This is a genomic window from Nocardioides sp. Soil796 (assembly GCF_001429525.1).
In the GTDB taxonomy this organism is placed as follows: domain Bacteria; phylum Actinomycetota; class Actinomycetes; order Propionibacteriales; family Nocardioidaceae; genus Nocardioides.
This window is the reverse complement of the sequence record NZ_LMSQ01000017.1, coordinates 464,091-481,628: the sequence shown is the minus strand read 5'-3', so window position 1 is coordinate 481,628 and position 17,538 is coordinate 464,091. Positions and strand designations below refer to the sequence as shown.

Below are 17,538 nucleotides of genomic sequence, written 5' to 3'. Positions count from 1 at the left end.
CACCCGCTGGCGTCCTCCAGCGAGTTCGCGACGGGTCGGCGCGAACCCACCCCTCGCGAGTTCTTCACACTGTCGCCCCCGCGGCGAACGGACCGTTCAACATGCAGTTCGGTCAGTCCGTCGTACGACGCACGCTCACGGACGCGCGCCCTGGCGCGAACTGCATGTTGAACGGTCCGCCGGGTTGCCGCGCTCAGGGCAGGTCGCCGGTGAAGAACCGCTGGAGGTTCGGGGCGTACGTCGACACGTTCTCACGACGGGTCGATCGGAGTTGCGACGGGTCAGAGGCCGCCGTTGTCGCGGCGGTGACGCCACCGCTCCTCGAGACGCTCCATGAACGGAGCCGAGGAACGACCACGACGAGCCTTCGGCCGGTGCACCCTGCCGCCGTCGACGACACCGAACCCGTGGCGGGTCTCCTTCACGTCGCCCTCACCGGAGGCGGGGGCGGCACGACCGCGCAGGGTGGTCAGGCCGTAGGTGGCCGAGACCAGCATGATCACGAAGCCGAGCACGCCGACCGGGATCATCTGGAAGATCGCACCGGACATCAGCACGGCGATTCCGACCGCGAAGACGACACCCGCGAGGATCGCGCGGCGTCGCGCCGCACGCCTGAACGAGGTGCCGCGCAGCGTCGAGGCGAACTTGGGGTCCTCCTCGACAAGGGCGCGCTCCATCTGCTCGAGCAGACGAAGTTCCTCTTCCGAGAGCGGCACGTTTCCTCCCTTGATCGCAACGGACCTGTGGTCTTTGCACCAAGTCTAGGCAGCGCAGCGCAAAGGTGGTACCCGGAGGGCAAAATTGTTCATTCTTCATGCGCCTCCGATCAGGCTGGCGGGGCGCACCACGGCAGATCCGAAGCGCAACGCGGCCCGGTCCACGGCCCGGTCGGCCTCGGCCCAGCCGTGCTCCCGCTCCCCCAGCACCAGCTGTCGGTGGACGCTCTGCCGCGGCACCAACCCCTCGACGCGTACGCCGACCAACCGCACCCGGGCACGTTGCAGGCCGAGGGCGTCGTACAACCGTGTCGCGGTGCGGTGGATCTCCTGGGTGACGTCGGTCGCCTCGGGCAGCGTCTTCGACCGGGTGATCGTGGTGAAGTCGGCGAAGCGCACCCGCAGGGTGATGGTGCGACCGGCCACCCTGGCGGTGCGCATGCGGCCGGCGACCTTGGCCGAGAGCCGCAGCACCTCGCGCAGGATCAGCTCGCGGTCGTCGGTGTCGCGACCGAACGTCTCGTCGGCTCCCATGCTCTTGTCGGGATCGTCGGTGTGCCGGCGCGGGGTGATCGCCCGCCGATCGCTCCCCCAGGCCAGGTCGTGCAGCTGGCTGCCCAGGCCGGTGCCGACCGCGCGCTGCAGGGTGCGCAACGGAGTGTGGGCCAGGTCGCCAACGGTGTTCAGGCCGAGCCGATGGAGCATCTCGGAGGTCTTCTCCCCCACGCCCCACAGCTCTCCGACGTCGAGCGGGTGCAGGAAGGTGGTGACCTGGTCGTCGGGCACCACCACCACGCCGTCGGGCTTGGCGCGCCGGCTGGCCAGCTTGGCCACCGACACCGAGCCGGCGATGCCGACCGAGCACGTGATGCGTTGTTCGTCGTACACCCGGGCTCGGAGCATCTCCGCGATCCGCAGTGGTGAGCCCAGTCGCCGGGTGGCGCCACTGACGTCGAGGAAGGCCTCGTCCAGCGACATCGCCTCGACCAGCGGGGTGATCCGGCGGAACGTCTCCATCACCGAGGACGACACCGTGCTGAACGCGTCGTAGTCGGGGCTGATCACCACCGCCTGCGGGCAGGCGCGCCGGGCCCTGGTCATCGGCATCGCCGAGCGGACCCCGTGCACCCGGGCCGGGTAGTTGGCCGAGAGCACGACGCCGCGGTGGCCGCCGCCGACGATGACGGGTACGTCGGTCAGGTCGGGGCGGTCGCGGATCATCACGGAGGCGTAGAACGCGTCCATGTCGACGTGCAGCAGGTGGCAGCCGGCGGAGAGATCGGTGCGGTCGCTCATCGCGACCACGCTCCCTGGGTCGAGTGCTCAGATGGTCGCTCTGGTGACCACCTGAGCACTCGACTCGAGTCAGTGCGTGGCGAGCACGTGCACCTGGGTGGCCAGCGGGAGGTACTCGGGGCGGGTGGCGACATCCTGCTCGAGCTCGAGCAGCGCCTGGGTGGCACCGGGTTCGAGGTCGAGCAGCGACCCCGGGACCAGGTCGGCGAAGACCCGGATGCCGTGGATCGAGCGGGTCGCGAAGCCGGCACCGTCGAGCAGCGCGGTGAGCTCGTCACTGGTGAACCGGTGCCCGGCCTTGCCGGTGGAGTCGCCGGCCAGCACGGCGCGGGCCTGGGCGAAGTGGCCGGCCATCGCCCGGGCCACCACGGCCGCATGGCGCTGGGCGACCAGGAGGCTGAGGGTGCCACCGGGGCGGAGCACCCGGGCCAGTGTGGCGAGTGCGGCGGCCGGGTCGTCGACGATCTCGAGGACGCCGTGGCACAGCACCACGTCGGCACTGGCCTCGCCGACCACGTCGAGCAGCCCGGAGAGCTCGCCCTGCTGGCCGGTGACCCGGTCGGCGACGCCGAACTCCTGGGCCCGCCTGCTGAGCGCGGCGAGGGCGTCGGGGCTGGGGTCGACCACGGAGACGCGGTGGCCGAGCTCGGCGACGCGCACCGCGAAGCCGCCGGTGCCGCCCCCGATGTCGAGCACGTCGCCAGGGGTGGCGAGTACGTCGCGCAGGGACTCCCAGACGACAGCTGTGCGGGTGGCGCCTCGGCGTTCACTGGCAGACATGGCTCCCAGACTAGTGGTCGGGGTCCTGGTGGTCGGGGCCGGAAGCCCTGCACTGGTTGGCGTGTCTTGGCGACGGAGGTTCTCATCCGGCACTCCCGGGGCTGCGGTGCCACAGCTTGCGGGCCACGTCGCGGGTCTGCTCGCCGGCCGGCTTGATGTCGGAGTACGGCGACATCCGGAACCCGCTGGTGTGCACGAGGACCCGCTTGGGGCCGGTGCTCTCGAACCCGCCGGGCACCTGCGCCATCGTCTCGCGCACTGCCTCGACGCCTCCGGCCCGCCACTCGGCGTACAGCTCGGGGAGCTCCCAGCAACCGGTGGCGCGGACCGAGACCCCGCGCCGGCCGGTACGTCGCAGCTCGCCGCGCACGACCAGCAGCCAGGAGTGGAAGACCGTGGCCGCGTAGGGGCCCTGGGCGTCCTCGAAGAAGGTGGCGTCGACCGGGCCGGTGGAGTCGTCGAGGGTCAGGAAGATGACCCGGCGGCCGGAGCGGATCGGCGGCGTCTGGGTGGCCACCTTGACCCCTGCGACCAGCAGCTCGGACCGGCTGCGCTGGGACAGCAGGTCCTTGCTGCGGACCACACCGAGCTCGTCGAGGAAGGCGGCGTAGTCGTCGACGACGTGGGCGCTGACGTCGAGGCCGAGGATCTCGAGCTCGGCCTTCATGCGCTCCTCGACGTTCATCTCCGGCAAGCCGCTGGCCTCTTCTCCCGGCTCGTCGCCCAGCTCGAGGGTGAGCTGGACGCTGGTGACCGGCCGCGGGCTCTTCGTCGCCCTCGACTGGGCGGCCGCCTTGGCCCACACCCCGGCCGAGGCCAGCGCGTGGCGCTCGACGGCCGGAGCCTCCTCCCTGACCAGCGGGTCGCTGCTGCTGCGTTCGGCGGCCTGGTCGGCCCGCTCCTGCGCGGGTGTGCGCGCCGCGGGCCTCAGCCCCTTCGAGGACAGGCCCCGGCCGCGGGTCGACGAACGGGCCACCGACCGGGCGATCCGGTCGAGCTCGGCGACCTGGAGCAACAGGTCACGACGGGTCACCGTGCCGCGGCGGCGTACGACGAGGGGTGACCCGATGCCGTAGAGGTCGTCGAAGCCGCCGGCCAGCACCAGCCGCTCACAGACCGGCCGGGAGACGTGGGCGCGGTGCCAGAAGTCGGTCAGCGACTGGTAGGGCACCGGCAGCTCACCACCCTGGCCGCCCCGGGCGGCGATGATGCGCTCGACCTCGCCCTCGTTGATGCCCTTCACCTCCGCGAGTGCGAGCCGGATGCCGTAGCCGTCGTCGAGCTTCTCGACGACGTACGCCTTCTCACTGCGGTTGACGTCGAGGCCGAGCACGGTGATGCCGAACTGGCGGGCGTCATCGAGGATCAGCCGCTTGGGATACATGCCGGGGTCGTGGGTGAGCACGCCGGAGAGGAAGTGCGCCGGCCAGTGCGCCTTGAGCCAGGCCGACTGGTAGGTCGGCAGCGCGAACGCCGCCGCGTGGGCCTTGCAGAAGCCGAACGACGCGAAGGCCTCGAGGATCTTCCAGATCTGCTCGGCGACCCGGGTGGTGTAGCCCAGCCCCAGGCACCGCGGGAAGAACCAGAGCCTCGTCTCGGCCATGCCCTCGGTGTCGCCGAGCGCCCGCCGCTTCTCATCGGCCTCGGCCCGGGTCACCCCGGCGAACTGCGCGATGATCTCGATGACCTGCTCGTGGAAGACCACCACCCCATGAGTCTGGGACAGGATCGGCTTGAGGTCGTCGTGGAGGTACGACGGCATCTTCCAGCCCTGCTTGGCATTGAGGTAGGGCGTGATCATGTCGCTCTTGACCGGCCCGGGGCGGAACAGCGAGATGTCGGTGATGATGTCGGAGAAGGACTCGATGCCGGACTTGCCGACCAGCTCGCGTTGCCCGGGCGACTCGATCTGGAAGACCCCCAGCGTCTTGGACTCGCTGATCATCTCGAAGGTCTGGTCGTCGTCGAAGGGCACCTCCGCCTCGTTGTCGAGGTCGATCTCGACGTCGTCGACCCGCTTGATCTCGGTGAGGGCGTGCGCCATCGCCGACTGCATGCGGATGCCGAGCACGTCGAGCTTGAGCAGGCCGAGGTCTTCGACGTCGTCCTTGTCGAACTGGCTCATCGGGTAGCCCGACCAGCTGGCCTCCACCGGCGTGCGGTCGAGCAGGGTCGCGTCGGAGAGGAGTACGCCGCACGGGTGCATCGCGATGTGGCGGGGCAGGCCGTCGAGTCGTTCGACCAGTCGGAACATCAGGTCGAGGCGCTCCTCCCCCAACCCGCTGGCCCGCAGCTCGGGCAGGTCCTTCAGCGCCATGCGGGCGTCCCTGGCCCGGATGTGCGGGAAGGCCTTGGCGATCGCGTCGGTCTCGCCGGGCGGCATGCCGAGCGCCGCCCCGACATCGCGCACCGCATGGCGCACCCGGTAGGTGTCCATCATCGAGACCGCCACACACCGCTCGCCGCCGTACTTGTCGAGGATCGCGTCGTAGACCTCGAGCCGTCGCGCCGACTCCACGTCGACGTCGATGTCGGGAAGGTCCTGGCGCAGCGGCGAGAGGAACCGCTCCATCAGCAGGCCGTGGCGGATCGGGTCGACACCGGAGACGCCGAGCAGGTAGTTGACCAAGCTGCCGGCGCCCGAGCCGCGCGCCGCCACCCGCACCTCCATCTCGCGGATCAGGTCGACCACGTCGCCGACGGTGAGGAAGTACGACGCGTAGCCGAGCTCGCGGATCATCTCGAGCTCGTCGTCGAGCCGCTTCCAGATGCGCTGCCGTGGTGCGTTCCCATATCGCCGTCCGATCGCGGACTCGCACCGCGCCCGCAGCTCCGCGTCGGCGATCTCGGCAGTCGAGGACCGCTGCCTTTCGCCAGCCGAGGAGCGCTGCCTTTCGGCGGTCGAGGAGCGCTCCCTCTCGTTGGTCGAGTAGGTCGCTCTGCGACCGTATCGAGACCCCGACCCGACGACCTCGAACTCCGGGAAGTGCACCTCACCCAGACCGAGATCCCGCTTCGGGTCGAGCACGCACCGGTCCGCCGTCTGCCGGGTGCGGGCCAGCAGGTCGCGAGCCTCCCGATCACCCAGTCCGGCATGCCGGCAGATCTCGTCGGCCACGTCGTGCATCTGCTTGCCGGACTTGAGGAAGCCCTCGGCGTTGCCGCGGAACCCGCCCGGTCCGATGCGGGACAGCCCGGCCGAGCCCAGGGGCACCAGGGTGCGGGCGGCATCGAGCACGTCGACGGTCGGCGCGTCGAGCCGGTCGGCGTACCGGACCGCGTTGGTCAGCAGCACCGGCAGCCCGGCAGCCCGCGCCACCCCGGCCATGCGGGCAGCGTGGGCCGAGGAGCCCGGACCGTGGCTGGGCAGCCGGTGGGAGGTGACCTCGACGAGGAGGTTGCCGGCCGGGACGATCTCGCGCCAGCGGTTGAGTACGTCGCGGGCGTGGTCGTCACGACGCAGGGTGGCCGCATCGCCGAGGGTCGAGGACGGTCCGAGCAGCACCAGTACGTCGTCGCCGAGGTGCTCGGCGATCAGCTCGGGCGTGGTCACCGGTCGGCCGCGTTCGCCGGCCAGATGGGTGGCCGAGATGAGCCGGCAGATCGCCCCCCACCCAGCCTTGCCCGAGGCCAGGAACACCGCCCGGGGCAGCCCCTGCTCGCGGAACGCCCCGCCCCGCACCGGCGTCCGTGACGAACCCGCTGGTCGAGAAGGGTGCTGCGCGACCCCCTCAGGAACCATCTCGAAACCAGGCGACCATGAAGCCGCATACGCCAGGTCCACTCCCAGCACCGGACGGACGCCCGCCCGCTGGCAGGCCTTCACGAACCGGACGGCGCCGTAGGTGCCGTCGCGATCGGTCAACGCGAGCGTGTCCATCTCCTGTTCGACGGCGCGCTCGACCAGCACGTGGGGATGGCTTGCGCCGTACTGGAGCGAGTAGCCGGAGGCCACGTGGAGATGGACGAACGGGTCAGGCACTTCTCCCAGCTCGCTCGTCCAGGGTGCCGGCACGCTCCATCGAATGCGCGTTTCCGGCACGCCAGGGCAGCTGGCGCTCGACCGGGACGTGCGGGGAGAGGCCCAGCGACTGCTCGATGACGGCCAGGAACCGGTCGGACTCGCGGACCAGGTCGTCGGCCTCGCGCTCAGTGACGGCCCGGGTCGAACCGGCTTCGGCAGCGGCCCGCTTGGAGGCACCGGCGGCGAAGAACGCCGCCCATTCGCCGAGCTCGGGGGCCACCTCGGTGAGCAGCACCCAGGCGTTCTTCTGGGCACGGCGGCGGCTGGTCGTCGGTGTCGGCACAGCCTTGGCCGCGATCAGCGCGGCGGCCGCCCGCAACGCCGCGACGTGCGCACAGGCATAGCGGGTGGGCACCTCGGTCGCGGTGATCGCTTCACGCAGGGACTCGGCGGCCCGCTCGAGGTAGGAGTGGGTGGTGGCGGGGAGGCAGTAGGGATTCATGTCGTCGCTCCTTCAGTCCGCGCAGCCGAGAAGCTGCCAGTTGCCGTCGGCCCATGAGAAGGCGAGGTCGAAGACTCCCCCGCCGGTCATGCCGTTGCCGGCCTCGACCCGCCACATCTCACGCTCGGCGAGCAGGTCGGCCCCGAGAGTGGCCAGGTCTCCCTCGGCACCGTCGTCGTCGCTGCCGATGACGGCGCGGACGCCGGCCGACTGCCACCACGGCCCGGTCTCCACCCAGTGCGCGACGACGTCGCGCACCTTCCACAACTTGCCTCGCCAGAGGAACTGCTCGGGAGCCTCCACCTGGCGGCCGGCCTGTCCCACCATTCCCCTACGGACTTCCACGGGGTCGTCGTACCGACGCATGTCCTGCTCCTTCCCCAGAGCTTTCGTGACGGTTTCGACCCCTGCTGATGTGTGCTTCTCGACCCCTCGTTCTCGACCCCTGGTGCCGCTGTGTGATCCCGGCGAAGGCGGGGGTCGAGGTCGCCTCCGCCGGGCTTGATCGAACATTTGTTCGAACAAGTCAAAGGTACACCCGGCCCCCGACAACGCGTCAACCTCTGTCCGAAACCGTGTGGAACTGGTTTCCGGAGACCCGCGTCGAGCGGCCTGGATCGAACCTACGACTGACCACCGACAGTCGGCTCAGACCGACCTGAACTCACGAGATTTCGCCGTCGGAAGGCCCGCGTCCGCCCGCTCCCCGGCCGGCGGCTTCACGACGCCGATGCGTCGAGCCACGCCCAGAGCCATGCCATTGCCGCCACGAGAAAGTGAACTGCTGCAAGGCTCACGTGGGACCGGCAACATTTGGGTGCATGCTTGCGACGTATCCACTGGCTTCGGGCACCTACTCAGACCACGTTCGCGCTCACGTCAGCGGGTGTGCTGATGGCCCGGGGAACCGACGGCGACCTGGCCACGTCTCATCCCCAGCTCCACCCCCGGCCTCAACCCCATATCCAAGGGGACACCATGCGCAGGAAAGCACTCGTCGCCACCACGCTGGCGGGCTGTGCTCTCACCTGGACCGCCGGCTGTGCCAGCGACTCCAAGCCTGAACTGACAGACGAAGACGCGACCACCGCCCTCTTAGATTCGATGGCCGGCGCCAGCGAGGGCACTGAGTCCCTCATCTACGCCGAGGACCTCACCGACTACCTGCCCGGCCAGGAGATCGTCATTGACGGGGCGGATCCCGTACCTGTGGCCGACGGGATCGTTCGGGGCTCCGTCGTTGACGTCCAGGTCACTGCAGCAGGCCGTCACGCCATGAACGGCGACGAGGAAGCTCCGGCCGATGAGCGAGTCGACGTCGACGCGGAGGATGCGGACTGGCGTGAACTCACGGCAACCGTGGCCGAGGCCGAGGCATGGGGGTCAGCAGTGCGCGACCGGGACGAGGTTCGGTTCATCATCACGATCTCACCAGACGCCGACCCGGCTGACTACATCCAGGGCCTCAAGGCAATGGACGATGCTCTCGTCATTCTCGATAGCCAGGGAAGCGTGGCATCCAACCCCGAGTCGTTCCGGCTGGCCGCCAACGAAACTGCGCTCGGCGAGGTGCATCCTGACGAAACGATCGCATTTCCGGCCACTGACCAAGGGTACGAAGAGTTCTTGGGCGGCATCCGAACCCTCGATGACCTCAGACGTGAGGCCTACGTGAAGCAACGCACCATCGTGGTCGAGCACTTCGTTGTGAAGAGCCGCTAGCAGCGCAACTTGCTGCTACTCACGAGGCGACATGTGGAAGCGCGACGAGTCGGACCCTGCGGGTGGGTCGGCATGCTGCCCGCCGCCGCGCGCGGATCACGGCATGATGTGCGCAGTTTGTGGTGACGCTCTTCCTGCATTCGAAGGTCAATGCCCTCGACCTCGGTCTACGCTCCGGTGATGCATGTCTCCGTGATGTCCGACGTCGCGCCAGGTGGTGACGGTCAAGGACCTCAGTTCTCCGACGTCGCTCGCGTTGGGCGTTACTTCGTACGCCGCTTCGTGGCACAGGCCCGCGCTTTCGACCAGCCCACCTTCCGGTCTGTGATCGCTGACCATCTCGAGGTCCCCACCGAGAACCTGCCCATCACCCGCGAGAGATGGCCTGCGTATGAGCATGTCAATGTGCAGGGCGCCCTGGACGTAGTCCTGGAAGAGCACGGAGACGCCGCCACCGTCGTCGGAGTCGCCGATCATCGGCACCGCGGACCGTTTGGCCTCGCGGATCTGCTGAGTGACAGCGACGGCTTCGGACGACACGGTCCACGCCCGGGAAACGTCACACGCATGAGCCTCCCCAGTGGACCCGCCGGGCAGACACGCGAGTGCCTGAGCATCGCTGTGGTGCTGTTCGAGGACGGCGGGGAACGGACCGCACTGCTTCTCCGGGGCCCGGACCCTGAGGACGGTTCGATGGAGGTGACCGTCGAGATCATCTCGACTGCCCCAACCCTCGGTGAGCAGCTAGGACACCGCTTGCGTGACCTGGCACTGAAGCACAACGTGTACCGCGGCCACGTGGTCTCCTTCGGTCACAGCATGTTCGGGGAGCGCGACTCACTCTTGCGGTTCCAGGAACGACCCACGATGTCGTCCGACGAACTCATCCTGCCTGCGGAGACCTTCGAGGACTTGCGACGTCAAGTCGTAGGAGTCGCACGCAACAGCGCACGGTTACGCGCGGCCGGGCAACACCTCAAGCGCGGATTGCTGCTCTATGGACCTCCGGGGGTCGGCAAGACACACTCGGTCCGCTACCTGGTCAGCGAACTGGTCGACACCACCGTGGTTGAGCTCACCGGCGAGTCCCTCCACGGAATCCGCGAGGCATGCTCGGTGGCGCGAGCCTTGCAACCGTCGATGATCGTGATCGAGGACGTCGACCTCATCGCTGAAGAGCGCAGCCGCTACGGCGGGGAGACCCCGCTGCTCTTCACCTTGCTCAACGAGATGGACGGCCTCGACGAAGACGCCGACGTCGTCTTCCTGCTCACCACCAATCGCGCCGACCTCCTTGAGCCCGCTCTGGCATCCCGGCCCGGTCGTGTCGATCAGGCGGTTCACATCGAGGTGCCCGACCGCGAGTCGCGTCGCCGACTCGTTGAGTTGTACCGCAGCACCCTTGACGTGGATCTGAGTCGCGTCGACGCCGTCCTTGATCGGACCGATGGCGTGACCGCATCCTTCCTGAAGGAACTCCTCCGACGCTCGGCGGTCGTGGCGGCCGACCGTGACGAGTCGATCGAGAATGCTCTCAAGGTGACCGCCGACGACCTCGATACTGCGCTGGACGAACTCCTGGACACCCGTAACCAGATGACACGCGCTGTGCTGGGGTACCGGAACGAGGAGACGTAACAGTGCGTTGTCACCGATCCTGCCCTCAAGAATGATGAGCACCGTTGGGCGCGACACGGGACCTTGGCCTCCACCGGATGACAATTTGCCGTTCGCCAGACAACCGCTCGATCGAAGCCTCACACTCGGGATACTCATCTGAAGGATCCGGGGACATGTCTTGGCTTCACGTCGCCTACTAAGTGCACTGTGAAGAGAGCCGCAGGCTTCGCTGCCAATGGGCTGGCGTTTGGCATCTGCCTGATTGCTACTGCCCTCCCTTGGCGAACTCCTTTTTTTGGTGTCGCCGGACCCGGCGGTCTCACATTGCTGGAACTCGGTATCGCGCTGGCAATGGCATTCCTAGGTTGGAGAACCCATCAACACAACAGCCTCCTGGGTTCGAGTTTGATCGCGGGAGCCTTCGGAGTAGCGACCACAACTGTCGTCTTCTACTCGCTATGGGTCTCTGTCCCTATTGGAGGCAACTGACCTGCGGTAAACACGAGCAGCGGTTGCAGTTCCTACACGACGTTGTGGAATCCACCCAGTGCTTCGGCGCCGAGGTGCCGGAGAAGCTGATTGCCTTCGGCAGCCGCAGGGGTGAGCAGGCGACCGCACATCGACAGGGTGCGCCCTGTCCGCGGCAGACTCGGGCGCATCTGGCAGAACGCAAGACCTCGCCTTGGTGATCGCGGCATGCTGATGTCCCAGAGATCAACGGAGGTGAAACCCGTGTTCGCACGAATCGCAGTCTGGGAGCCCATGCCAGACGATGATCGCCAGTGGGTGATCGACGCGGCCAAGACCGTCCCAGGAGTACTGAACGCCTACCACTTGGTCGACGAGGCGACTGGAAACGGCCTGTCGATCGCGTTCTTCCAGGACGACGTGGACGTTGCCGAGGTCAAGGCTGCAATTGCCATGAAGGCGCTTGAAATTCGGTGGAACGACGTTCCTCGCCCTGGCCCGTCATCCGAGTCGATCTACCAGGTTCTGCGCAGCGGCTAAGCCGCCCGCTGATCGGAAGGCCCGTGCACCATCAGCGGCATGTGCGGTCGCTTCTTTTGGAGGAGCTAGCCGGCCCGCGCTCCTAGGCGTCGTTACCGGGGGTTGACGTGTTGAGACGCGACGGCACGTGCTGCCGCAGGAACGCGATCTGGTCTGCAATGACGCGGTCAAAGTCGTCGCCGATGTAGATGTCGAAGTGTCCGGCGTCGTAGCGGCGGACCTCTCCCCTGGGTGCGTTGGCGGCGTGCCGCAGTGTGGCCGGTGCCGGGGCGACGGTGTCGCCGTCGCAGACGCAGAAGAGTGCTGGCTTGGTGAGGTCCTTGGCTCGCCGTCCGGGTCTGTCGAGTGGCACGGCGAGCCCGATGCGGGCCGGGACCTGGGACCTGTACTCGGCTTCGGTGAGGCCGGAGGCTTCGAGCAGTTCCAACACTCCTTCGGAGACGTCGTTTGCGCTCATCAGGCCGACTTCGCCGGCGCGGGCGGCGACCGGCACCCGCACGGGTTCGCGTCCGATCGCCGTTGCGAACAGGTCGCGGACCGCTGCGCCGGTCAGACGAGCAGCCACTTTCGGCGGGATCTTCATCAATGCCGCGAACCCGTCGGTGAAGGGGCATTGGGAGATCGACGCCGCGATGGAGGGGTCGGCGGCGGCGGTGACGATGGCGTGTCCGCCACCGAACGAGGTTCCCCAGGCCACCACGGAGTCGGGGTCGACCTCGGGCAGGGTGCGCGCGAACGCCACCGCAGACCGCCAGTCCTCCCGCTGCCGGGGGATGCTCAGCAGTTCCCGTGGTTCGCCACCGCTCTGCCCGAAGTGGCGGTAGTCGAACACCAGGCACGCGTACCCCTCGGCCTGGAAGCGCTCGGCGAACGCGGCCAGGCGCATCTCCTTGATGGCTCCCAGACCGTGTCCCATCACCAGGACGGGTGCTGGGGTCGCCTCAGTCGCACCCTCGGGTACGTACAGCCATGCGTGGCACCGATCTTCGCCGGACGGGAAGAACAGCTCTCGACGGTCACTCATGACAGCCTCCTCTTGATTGGCATACAAGAGATATTGCCGGCGCTCTTGAATGGCTGTCAAGATGAGGTGTGCCACGTATCCGCCACGACCAGACCAAAGAAGCCAAGCGCGACGAGATCGTCGCCGCGGCGAGTTCGTTGTTCGTCTCCGAGGGCTATGACGGCGCGTCGATGGGCAAGATCGCCGCCGCGGCCGGACTCACGCCGAACACCCTCTATTGGTACTTCGGCGAGAAGGATGAGCTGTTCGTTGCTGTCGCCGACCTGTACCTGGACCTGCTCCTCGAGCAGCACACAACCGTGGCCGAGCAACCCCTGGCGGAACAGTTCGCGTGGCTCGTCGACAACCTGCGGCCAGTGCGTCACCTGGTTGCCACCGTGCACGCCCGCGTGGCACGGTCGCCGCGGATCGCGGAGTGGCACTCCAGGTTCCATAGGAAGATGGAAGCCCTCTTCGAGGACCAGCTGACCATCGAGCTCTCGGAAACTCGACGCCTTGCCGAGGTAGCGGTCGTCACCTTCGCCATCGAAGGAGCCGTCACCCACGACCTCGACGCCAGCGCGACCGCGGACCTGTGCCACTCCCTCACCCAGCGACTCGCGGCGCTTTAGCTGGCCTCTAGTCCGCCGCTCGCTCATCGGCAAGACAGCGCGAAATGCGGCAGTTGCGGACGTTCGCGAGGCTACGCGTACGCCCGATTCCGGCCGGTAGCATCGACTCCGCACAGAGACCGGTGAGACTGTCGAGGTGATGCCCGCATGACCAACTACTTCATGGTGGGGACGATTCACGGTGGTTGGCACGGCGACGGAGCACGGGAGATGCTCGCCGACTGGATCGAAGCGGGCGAGTGGGTCTTGGGCTGGCACAACATGGAGTCGGACCCGAGCTACCAGAAGCAGGCCCCGAACCTCGACCTCATGGAGCACGGCGACGTGCTCGTCGCGAAGCAGATGAACAACGACTTCCGCACCATGCTCGTCAAAGCCATCGGTGTCGTGACCGAGCCTTCAACTGACGGCCACCGGGTCGGTGTGGATTGGGTGCGTGACCTTCGATCAGCGCCCGTCACGCTTCCGTCGTCGTACCGCCAGACCTTGACCAGGGTGTCCGACACACCTGCGTCGAGGACGCTCATCAGGGACCACATTCTCCCGCTGATTAGTTGAGGGCTAGCTTCCACCAGCCACCTCGCCGGCGTCGCGGTGTGCCTCTGACCGCCAGCGATGACTCAATGGCGGCGATCGAGTGCTCCCGGGAGCTGAGTCACGGCTCCGCGGCGGCGGCTCGGTGACCCTCTGCGGTAAGACGCTGGCGCTCTCTCATCGGCATGAGCGGACGCCTGCGAGCGGAGATCCTTGGTCGTCTGCTGCCCTGAACAATCTCGATCTGATGCTCTCGACTCTTGGCAGTGTCCTTGGCCTCGTCCACAGAGCCGTCGTTTCACTTCTGTCGAGGCACTTGCCCACGGATCGCGGCTGTAGCCGTGTACTACGCGTGGCGATGCCGGTGCTCCCAGAGCAACCGCCGAGCCTCCTTGGTATCCAACTTCTCCAGGCCCTTCTCGCTCCAGTACCGGATGGACTCGTCTGGGCTGGTCAGCGCGCCCGCGAACACGGAGAGCGCCTCGGGTGAGCGGGCGTCACCGAGCAACTCCAGGAGCCAGCAGCGCAAGCCGTGGTCGCTCTCGGCGGCGTAGGCGCCGCTGAGTTCCGCCACGTGATCGGCGGCGACGCGCCTGACCAACCCGAATCCGTCCTCCCGCACTTGTGCGGGACGCTTGCGCATCATCGCCAAGCCACGTGTGAAGTCGTTGACCACGAAGCGGAGTCTAAGTGCGATGCCGACGGCTGACACCGACAGTCGCGCAACAGGTGAGTACGTCGACTCATGCGCCCGACCCTCGGGACTACCTAGGCTCTTCGACCATGACCCTGTCCCGCCTCGGGCTGCTCGCCTCGGCCCTGTTGGTTCCCGTCCTCGTCGCCTGTGGCACCGCGACCGATGCCGATGACCCGGCGACCGGTGGCCCTACGGGGATGACCGACCGACCCTCCGGTCCGGTGACCTACGCAGCCGACATCACAGCCCTCACGCAGAGCGGGCCCGGAAGGGTCACGGTCACCCTCGACCTGCCTGCCGGGGCACCGGGATGTGCCCGGCACCCGAAGGCGACCGTCGAGGCCGAGAAGCACGCGGTCTTCCTGACCGCGACGTTCCAGTCGCTCGCCGCGACACTCGACTACGACGCCCATGCCTGCCCGAAGATGCAGCCCCATGAGCTGTCGGTCGACATCCCGGAGCTGGACGGCCGCACGCTGGTCACCGACAACTCCGTCGAATGGAAACCGGGCAACGGGCCGTCGTACGTGCGTTGCGACGACCAGGTCGGCTGCTACCCACCGAACGACCGTTGCGACCCCGCGTGGACAGGCACCCTGCTGCAGGGAGTCGAGATCCCGCCCGAACAGCAGGTCGACGTACTCGCGTGCGAGGGCAGCTGGATGGTGGCCGAGGTCGACGCCGTCATGACGGGATGCCAGTCCGTCGACGGCTCCACTCCTCCCGCGGGCTGCGTCGGGAAGGGCACGCACACCCGGTTCTTCGCCCACTTCACCGGGGAACGCTGGAACGCCGTCGCGACGGGCACCGCAGCTGGCTGCGCCGACGTCGCCTCCGTGCCGTCGTTCCCCCGGACACTGTGCCGGGCGCTGCCCGCCCGCTGAGTAGGGTCTCCGACATGGCAGAACACCCCTCCATCGAGAAGTTCCGCGCGGTCCTGGCCGAGAAGGGCGGCACCGGCGAGATCGTCGTACTCCCCGACTCGGTGCACACCGCGGCTCTGGCCGCCGAGGCGCTCGGCTGCGAGGTCGGCGCGATCGCGAACAGCCTGCTGTTCAACTCCGAGGGCAGCCCGGTGCTGATCCTGACCAGCGGCGCCCACCGGGTCGACACGACCAAGGTCGAGGCGACCACCGGTCCACTCAAGCGCGCCAAGCCCGACTTCGTCAGGCACCACACGGGGCAGGTGATCGGCGGGGTCTCCCCCATCGCCCACCCCGCGCCGGTGCCGACGTACATCGACCCCTGGCTTCGCAAGTACGACGTGGTGTGGGCCGCCGCGGGCCACCCGGCGGCGGTGTTCAGCACGACGTACGACGAGCTGGTCACGATGACCGGCGCAACCGAGATCGAGGTGGAGTGACAGTGGAGATCTGGATCAACCCGGCCTGCTCGAAGTGCCGTACGGCGGTGGGCGCGCTCGACGAGGCCGGCAGTGAATACACCCAGCGTCGCTACCTCGACGACCCGCCGACCGTCGCCGAGATCGAGGACGTGCTGACCAAGCTGGGCCTCGAGCCGTGGCACATCGCCCGCATGAACGAGCCGATCGCCAAGGAGCTCGAGCTCAAGAACGTGCCGAAGGACGACGCACACCGCGGCGACTGGGTGGCCGCGCTGGCCGCGCACCCCAAGCTGATCCAGCGCCCGATCATCACGCTGGACGACGGCACCGCCGTGGTCGCGCGCGACGACGAGACGCTTGCCCGGGTGCTGAAGAACTAGAGAAGGGGTGTGGGTCCGGCCTGCAGGCCGAACCCACACCCGTCACCGGACGACGGGGGTCAGGCGTCCGGTGAGACCAGGGTGGGCAGGAAGCGGTCGAACTGCTTGGCCAGCTTCGCCGAAGGCGTGATGCGGATCGGGTTGGTCAGGGCCTGCACCTTCTCGTAGCCCCACTTCGCCGCACGCATGCGCTGGTTCGGCGTCCCGTGGTGACCGTCGGAGTCGAAGCTGCAGTCGCCCACTTCGTACGACGCGCGCTGCGCCTCCAGGTACTTCTTGTGGCTGAACGCGAGGCCGCGCTCGTGCGAGGTCGAGAAGCTGCCGAACGAGTCGGCCATCAGCTCGGTACGCCGGGTGGCCTCCGGGCCGGTGAGGTCGGACTCGAAGAGGCCCTTCTCGTACTGCACATGGTGGCCGAACTCGTGCGACAGCACCGAGCGGCCACTGACCTGCGACATCCCGATCTCGTGCAGCGCGGTGAGCACGCCGTCGCCCATCACGATCTTGTCGGGCACGCCGTCGACCACCGGGTCGGGGTCGCCCTCGGCGGTGAAGGCGAACGCGTTGAGGGTGAAGATCGGGTGCTCGCCGCTGTCGAGGACGGGATTGGCACTGAGGATCTCCATGACCAGGTCGGCGAACTCCAGGGCCTCGTCGCCCTCTACGCCGAGCAGCAGGGTGGCCGCGCGGGCCACGCGGGCACGGTCCTTCAACATCTCGCCGTGCATCGCCAGCAGCTGGATGTCGAACGACTTGATGTCCCAGAAGTCCTGCAGCGTGCCGAAGTCGCGCGGCAGCACCTTGTTGTACTCACCGTGGGTGCCGAAGTACTGCTTGGTCGCGTCGGTCTCGTAGATCAGCGCGTCGTACGTCGGGAAGTCGAGCACGCCGAACAGGCTGAGCACCATCAGGTCGCCCTGGCCGATCTTCCCGACCTCGGCCGACACCCACTGGTTGAACGGGCTCTCGGTGCACTCGTAGTCGTCGGGGTTGATCACCCCGGAGATCGCGTCGGTCCACTGCGTGGCGTCGAGGCCCAGGTGGCGCAGGGCGCTGCTGCGGTGCTTCTGCCAGTCGGCCGGCAGCGTGGCGATCAGCTTCTCGAGCCGCGCCTCCCTCACCGCGTCACCCTTGACGGCGGCCCTGGCCTCGCCGAGGGTGACGCCTTCTGCGATCGAGTCCGGCGCGGAGACCAACGTGGACTGCGGAATCTCGTCCTTGTCGTCGGCGACGGCCTGCGGGCTGGCCGTCAGGACCAGGCAGAGCGACGCCGCCAACGAGGCGGTGACCGCAAGGCGCTTCTTCATGCTTCTCCCCATGTGTGTCGAGACGGCCG

17 protein-coding genes are annotated in these 17,538 nt (G+C 67.9%); 8 read left to right on the top strand and 9 right to left on the bottom strand.

What is annotated here, in order from left to right; all coding sequences use genetic code 11:
• Positions 1-281: 281 nt before the first annotated feature.
• From ASH02_RS09360 to ASH02_RS09335, 6 genes are all read right to left on the bottom strand, one after another.
• Positions 282-719 (bottom strand): DUF3040 domain-containing protein, encoded by a 438-nt coding sequence (locus ASH02_RS09360; protein ID WP_056676773.1) that lies wholly within the window; start codon positions 717-719, stop codon positions 282-284.
• A gap of 96 nt (positions 720-815) precedes the next feature.
• Positions 816-2,015 carry a DNA polymerase IV gene (gene dinB / locus ASH02_RS09355; protein ID WP_056679189.1) on the bottom strand — a complete coding sequence of 400 codons (1,200 nt, stop codon included), beginning with the start codon at positions 2,013-2,015 and terminating at the stop codon, positions 816-818.
• A 69-nt stretch (positions 2,016-2,084) separates the two neighbouring features.
• Positions 2,085-2,795: a methyltransferase domain-containing protein gene (locus ASH02_RS09350; protein WP_056676770.1), complete on the bottom strand. Its 711-nt coding sequence runs from the start codon at positions 2,793-2,795 to the stop codon at positions 2,085-2,087.
• 82 nt (positions 2,796-2,877) lie between these two features.
• Positions 2,878-6,777, bottom strand: a complete 3,900-nt coding sequence (locus tag ASH02_RS09345) for a DNA polymerase III subunit alpha (protein ID WP_056676766.1) — start codon at positions 6,775-6,777, stop codon at positions 2,878-2,880.
• Entirely contained in the window at positions 6,770-7,261 is a 492-nt protein-coding gene (locus ASH02_RS09340; RefSeq protein WP_056676763.1) for an SAV_6107 family HEPN domain-containing protein, read from the bottom strand. Before ASH02_RS09340 ends, ASH02_RS09345 begins: the two co-directional genes overlap by 8 nt.
• A gap of 12 nt (positions 7,262-7,273) precedes the next feature.
• Positions 7,274-7,627 (bottom strand): DUF6504 family protein, encoded by a 354-nt coding sequence (locus ASH02_RS09335; RefSeq protein ID WP_082563518.1) that lies wholly within the window; start codon positions 7,625-7,627, stop codon positions 7,274-7,276.
• Positions 7,628-8,239: 612 nt separating this feature from the next.
• On the opposite strand from ASH02_RS09335, the gene ASH02_RS09330 reads away from it, so the two are divergent.
• From ASH02_RS09330 to ASH02_RS09315, 3 genes are all read left to right on the top strand, one after another.
• Complete coding sequence (locus ASH02_RS09330) at positions 8,240-8,983, top strand: hypothetical protein (RefSeq protein ID WP_156393496.1); 744 nt, start codon at positions 8,240-8,242, stop codon at positions 8,981-8,983.
• 180 nt (positions 8,984-9,163) lie between these two features.
• Complete coding sequence (locus ASH02_RS09320; protein ID WP_162262581.1) at positions 9,164-10,621, top strand: AAA family ATPase; 1,458 nt, start codon at positions 9,164-9,166, stop codon at positions 10,619-10,621.
• Positions 10,622-11,335: 714 nt separating this feature from the next.
• The gene (locus ASH02_RS09315) at positions 11,336-11,611 is read left to right on the top strand and encodes a hypothetical protein (protein WP_200951065.1); all 276 of its coding nucleotides are present in this window, start codon (positions 11,336-11,338) and stop codon (positions 11,609-11,611) included.
• Positions 11,612-11,693: 82 nt separating this feature from the next.
• On the opposite strand, the gene ASH02_RS09310 is transcribed toward ASH02_RS09315, so the two are convergent.
• Complete coding sequence (locus ASH02_RS09310) at positions 11,694-12,635, bottom strand: alpha/beta hydrolase (RefSeq protein ID WP_056676751.1); 942 nt, start codon at positions 12,633-12,635, stop codon at positions 11,694-11,696.
• A gap of 68 nt (positions 12,636-12,703) precedes the next feature.
• Here ASH02_RS09310 and ASH02_RS09305 point away from each other — a divergent pair, with 68 nt between their 5' ends.
• Entirely contained in the window at positions 12,704-13,246 is a 543-nt protein-coding gene (locus ASH02_RS09305) for a TetR/AcrR family transcriptional regulator (protein ID WP_056676747.1), read from the top strand.
• Between the two features lie 210 nt (positions 13,247-13,456).
• Positions 13,457-13,804 (top strand): hypothetical protein, encoded by a 348-nt coding sequence (locus tag ASH02_RS09300; RefSeq protein WP_156393495.1) that lies wholly within the window; start codon positions 13,457-13,459, stop codon positions 13,802-13,804.
• Between the two features lie 322 nt (positions 13,805-14,126).
• On the opposite strand, the gene ASH02_RS09295 is transcribed toward ASH02_RS09300, so the two are convergent.
• A complete protein-coding gene (locus ASH02_RS09295; protein WP_200951064.1) occupies positions 14,127-14,456 on the bottom strand; it encodes a HEAT repeat domain-containing protein in 330 nt (109 codons plus the stop codon).
• 107 nt (positions 14,457-14,563) lie between these two features.
• Between ASH02_RS09295 and ASH02_RS09290 the strand changes: the two genes are divergently transcribed.
• From ASH02_RS09290 to ASH02_RS09280, 3 genes are read left to right on the top strand one after another with little or no spacing between them, the layout of a single operon-like run.
• A complete protein-coding gene (locus ASH02_RS09290) occupies positions 14,564-15,361 on the top strand; it encodes a hypothetical protein (protein ID WP_056676739.1) in 798 nt (265 codons plus the stop codon).
• A gap of 14 nt (positions 15,362-15,375) precedes the next feature.
• Positions 15,376-15,840, top strand: coding sequence for a YbaK/EbsC family protein (locus ASH02_RS09285; protein WP_056679180.1), 465 nt, complete (start codon positions 15,376-15,378; stop codon positions 15,838-15,840).
• A gap of 2 nt (positions 15,841-15,842) precedes the next feature.
• Positions 15,843-16,202, top strand: a complete 360-nt coding sequence (locus tag ASH02_RS09280; protein ID WP_056676738.1) for an ArsC/Spx/MgsR family protein — start codon at positions 15,843-15,845, stop codon at positions 16,200-16,202.
• Between the two features lie 59 nt (positions 16,203-16,261).
• Here the strand turns inward: ASH02_RS09280 and ASH02_RS09275 are convergent, their stop codons facing one another.
• Positions 16,262-17,509 (bottom strand): hypothetical protein, encoded by a 1,248-nt coding sequence (locus ASH02_RS09275; RefSeq protein WP_056676735.1) that lies wholly within the window; start codon positions 17,507-17,509, stop codon positions 16,262-16,264.
• Between the last annotated feature and the right edge of the window lie 29 nt (positions 17,510-17,538).

Excerpts from the sequence above, each read along its gene's own strand:
- ASH02_RS09340 (WP_056676763.1), bottom strand. The coding sequence starts at position 7,261 with ATGAATCCCTACTGCCTCCCCGCCACCACCCACTCCTACCTCGAGCGG.
- ASH02_RS09330 (WP_156393496.1), top strand. The coding sequence starts at position 8,240 with ATGCGCAGGAAAGCACTCGTCGCCACCACGCTGGCGGGCTGTGCTCTC.
- ASH02_RS09275 (WP_056676735.1), bottom strand. The coding sequence starts at position 17,509 with ATGAAGAAGCGCCTTGCGGTCACCGCCTCGTTGGCGGCGTCGCTCTGC.
- ASH02_RS09285 (WP_056679180.1), top strand. The coding sequence starts at position 15,376 with ATGGCAGAACACCCCTCCATCGAGAAGTTCCGCGCGGTCCTGGCCGAG.
- ASH02_RS09335 (WP_082563518.1), bottom strand. The coding sequence starts at position 7,627 with ATGCGTCGGTACGACGACCCCGTGGAAGTCCGTAGGGGAATGGTGGGA.
- ASH02_RS09320 (WP_162262581.1), top strand. The coding sequence starts at position 9,164 with ATGCATGTCTCCGTGATGTCCGACGTCGCGCCAGGTGGTGACGGTCAA.
- ASH02_RS09310 (WP_056676751.1), bottom strand. The coding sequence starts at position 12,635 with ATGAGTGACCGTCGAGAGCTGTTCTTCCCGTCCGGCGAAGATCGGTGC.
- ASH02_RS09350 (WP_056676770.1), bottom strand. The coding sequence starts at position 2,795 with ATGTCTGCCAGTGAACGCCGAGGCGCCACCCGCACAGCTGTCGTCTGG.
- ASH02_RS09290 (WP_056676739.1), top strand. The coding sequence starts at position 14,564 with ATGACCCTGTCCCGCCTCGGGCTGCTCGCCTCGGCCCTGTTGGTTCCC.
- dinB (WP_056679189.1), bottom strand. The coding sequence starts at position 2,015 with ATGAGCGACCGCACCGATCTCTCCGCCGGCTGCCACCTGCTGCACGTC.
- ASH02_RS09300 (WP_156393495.1), top strand. The coding sequence starts at position 13,457 with ATGCTCGCCGACTGGATCGAAGCGGGCGAGTGGGTCTTGGGCTGGCAC.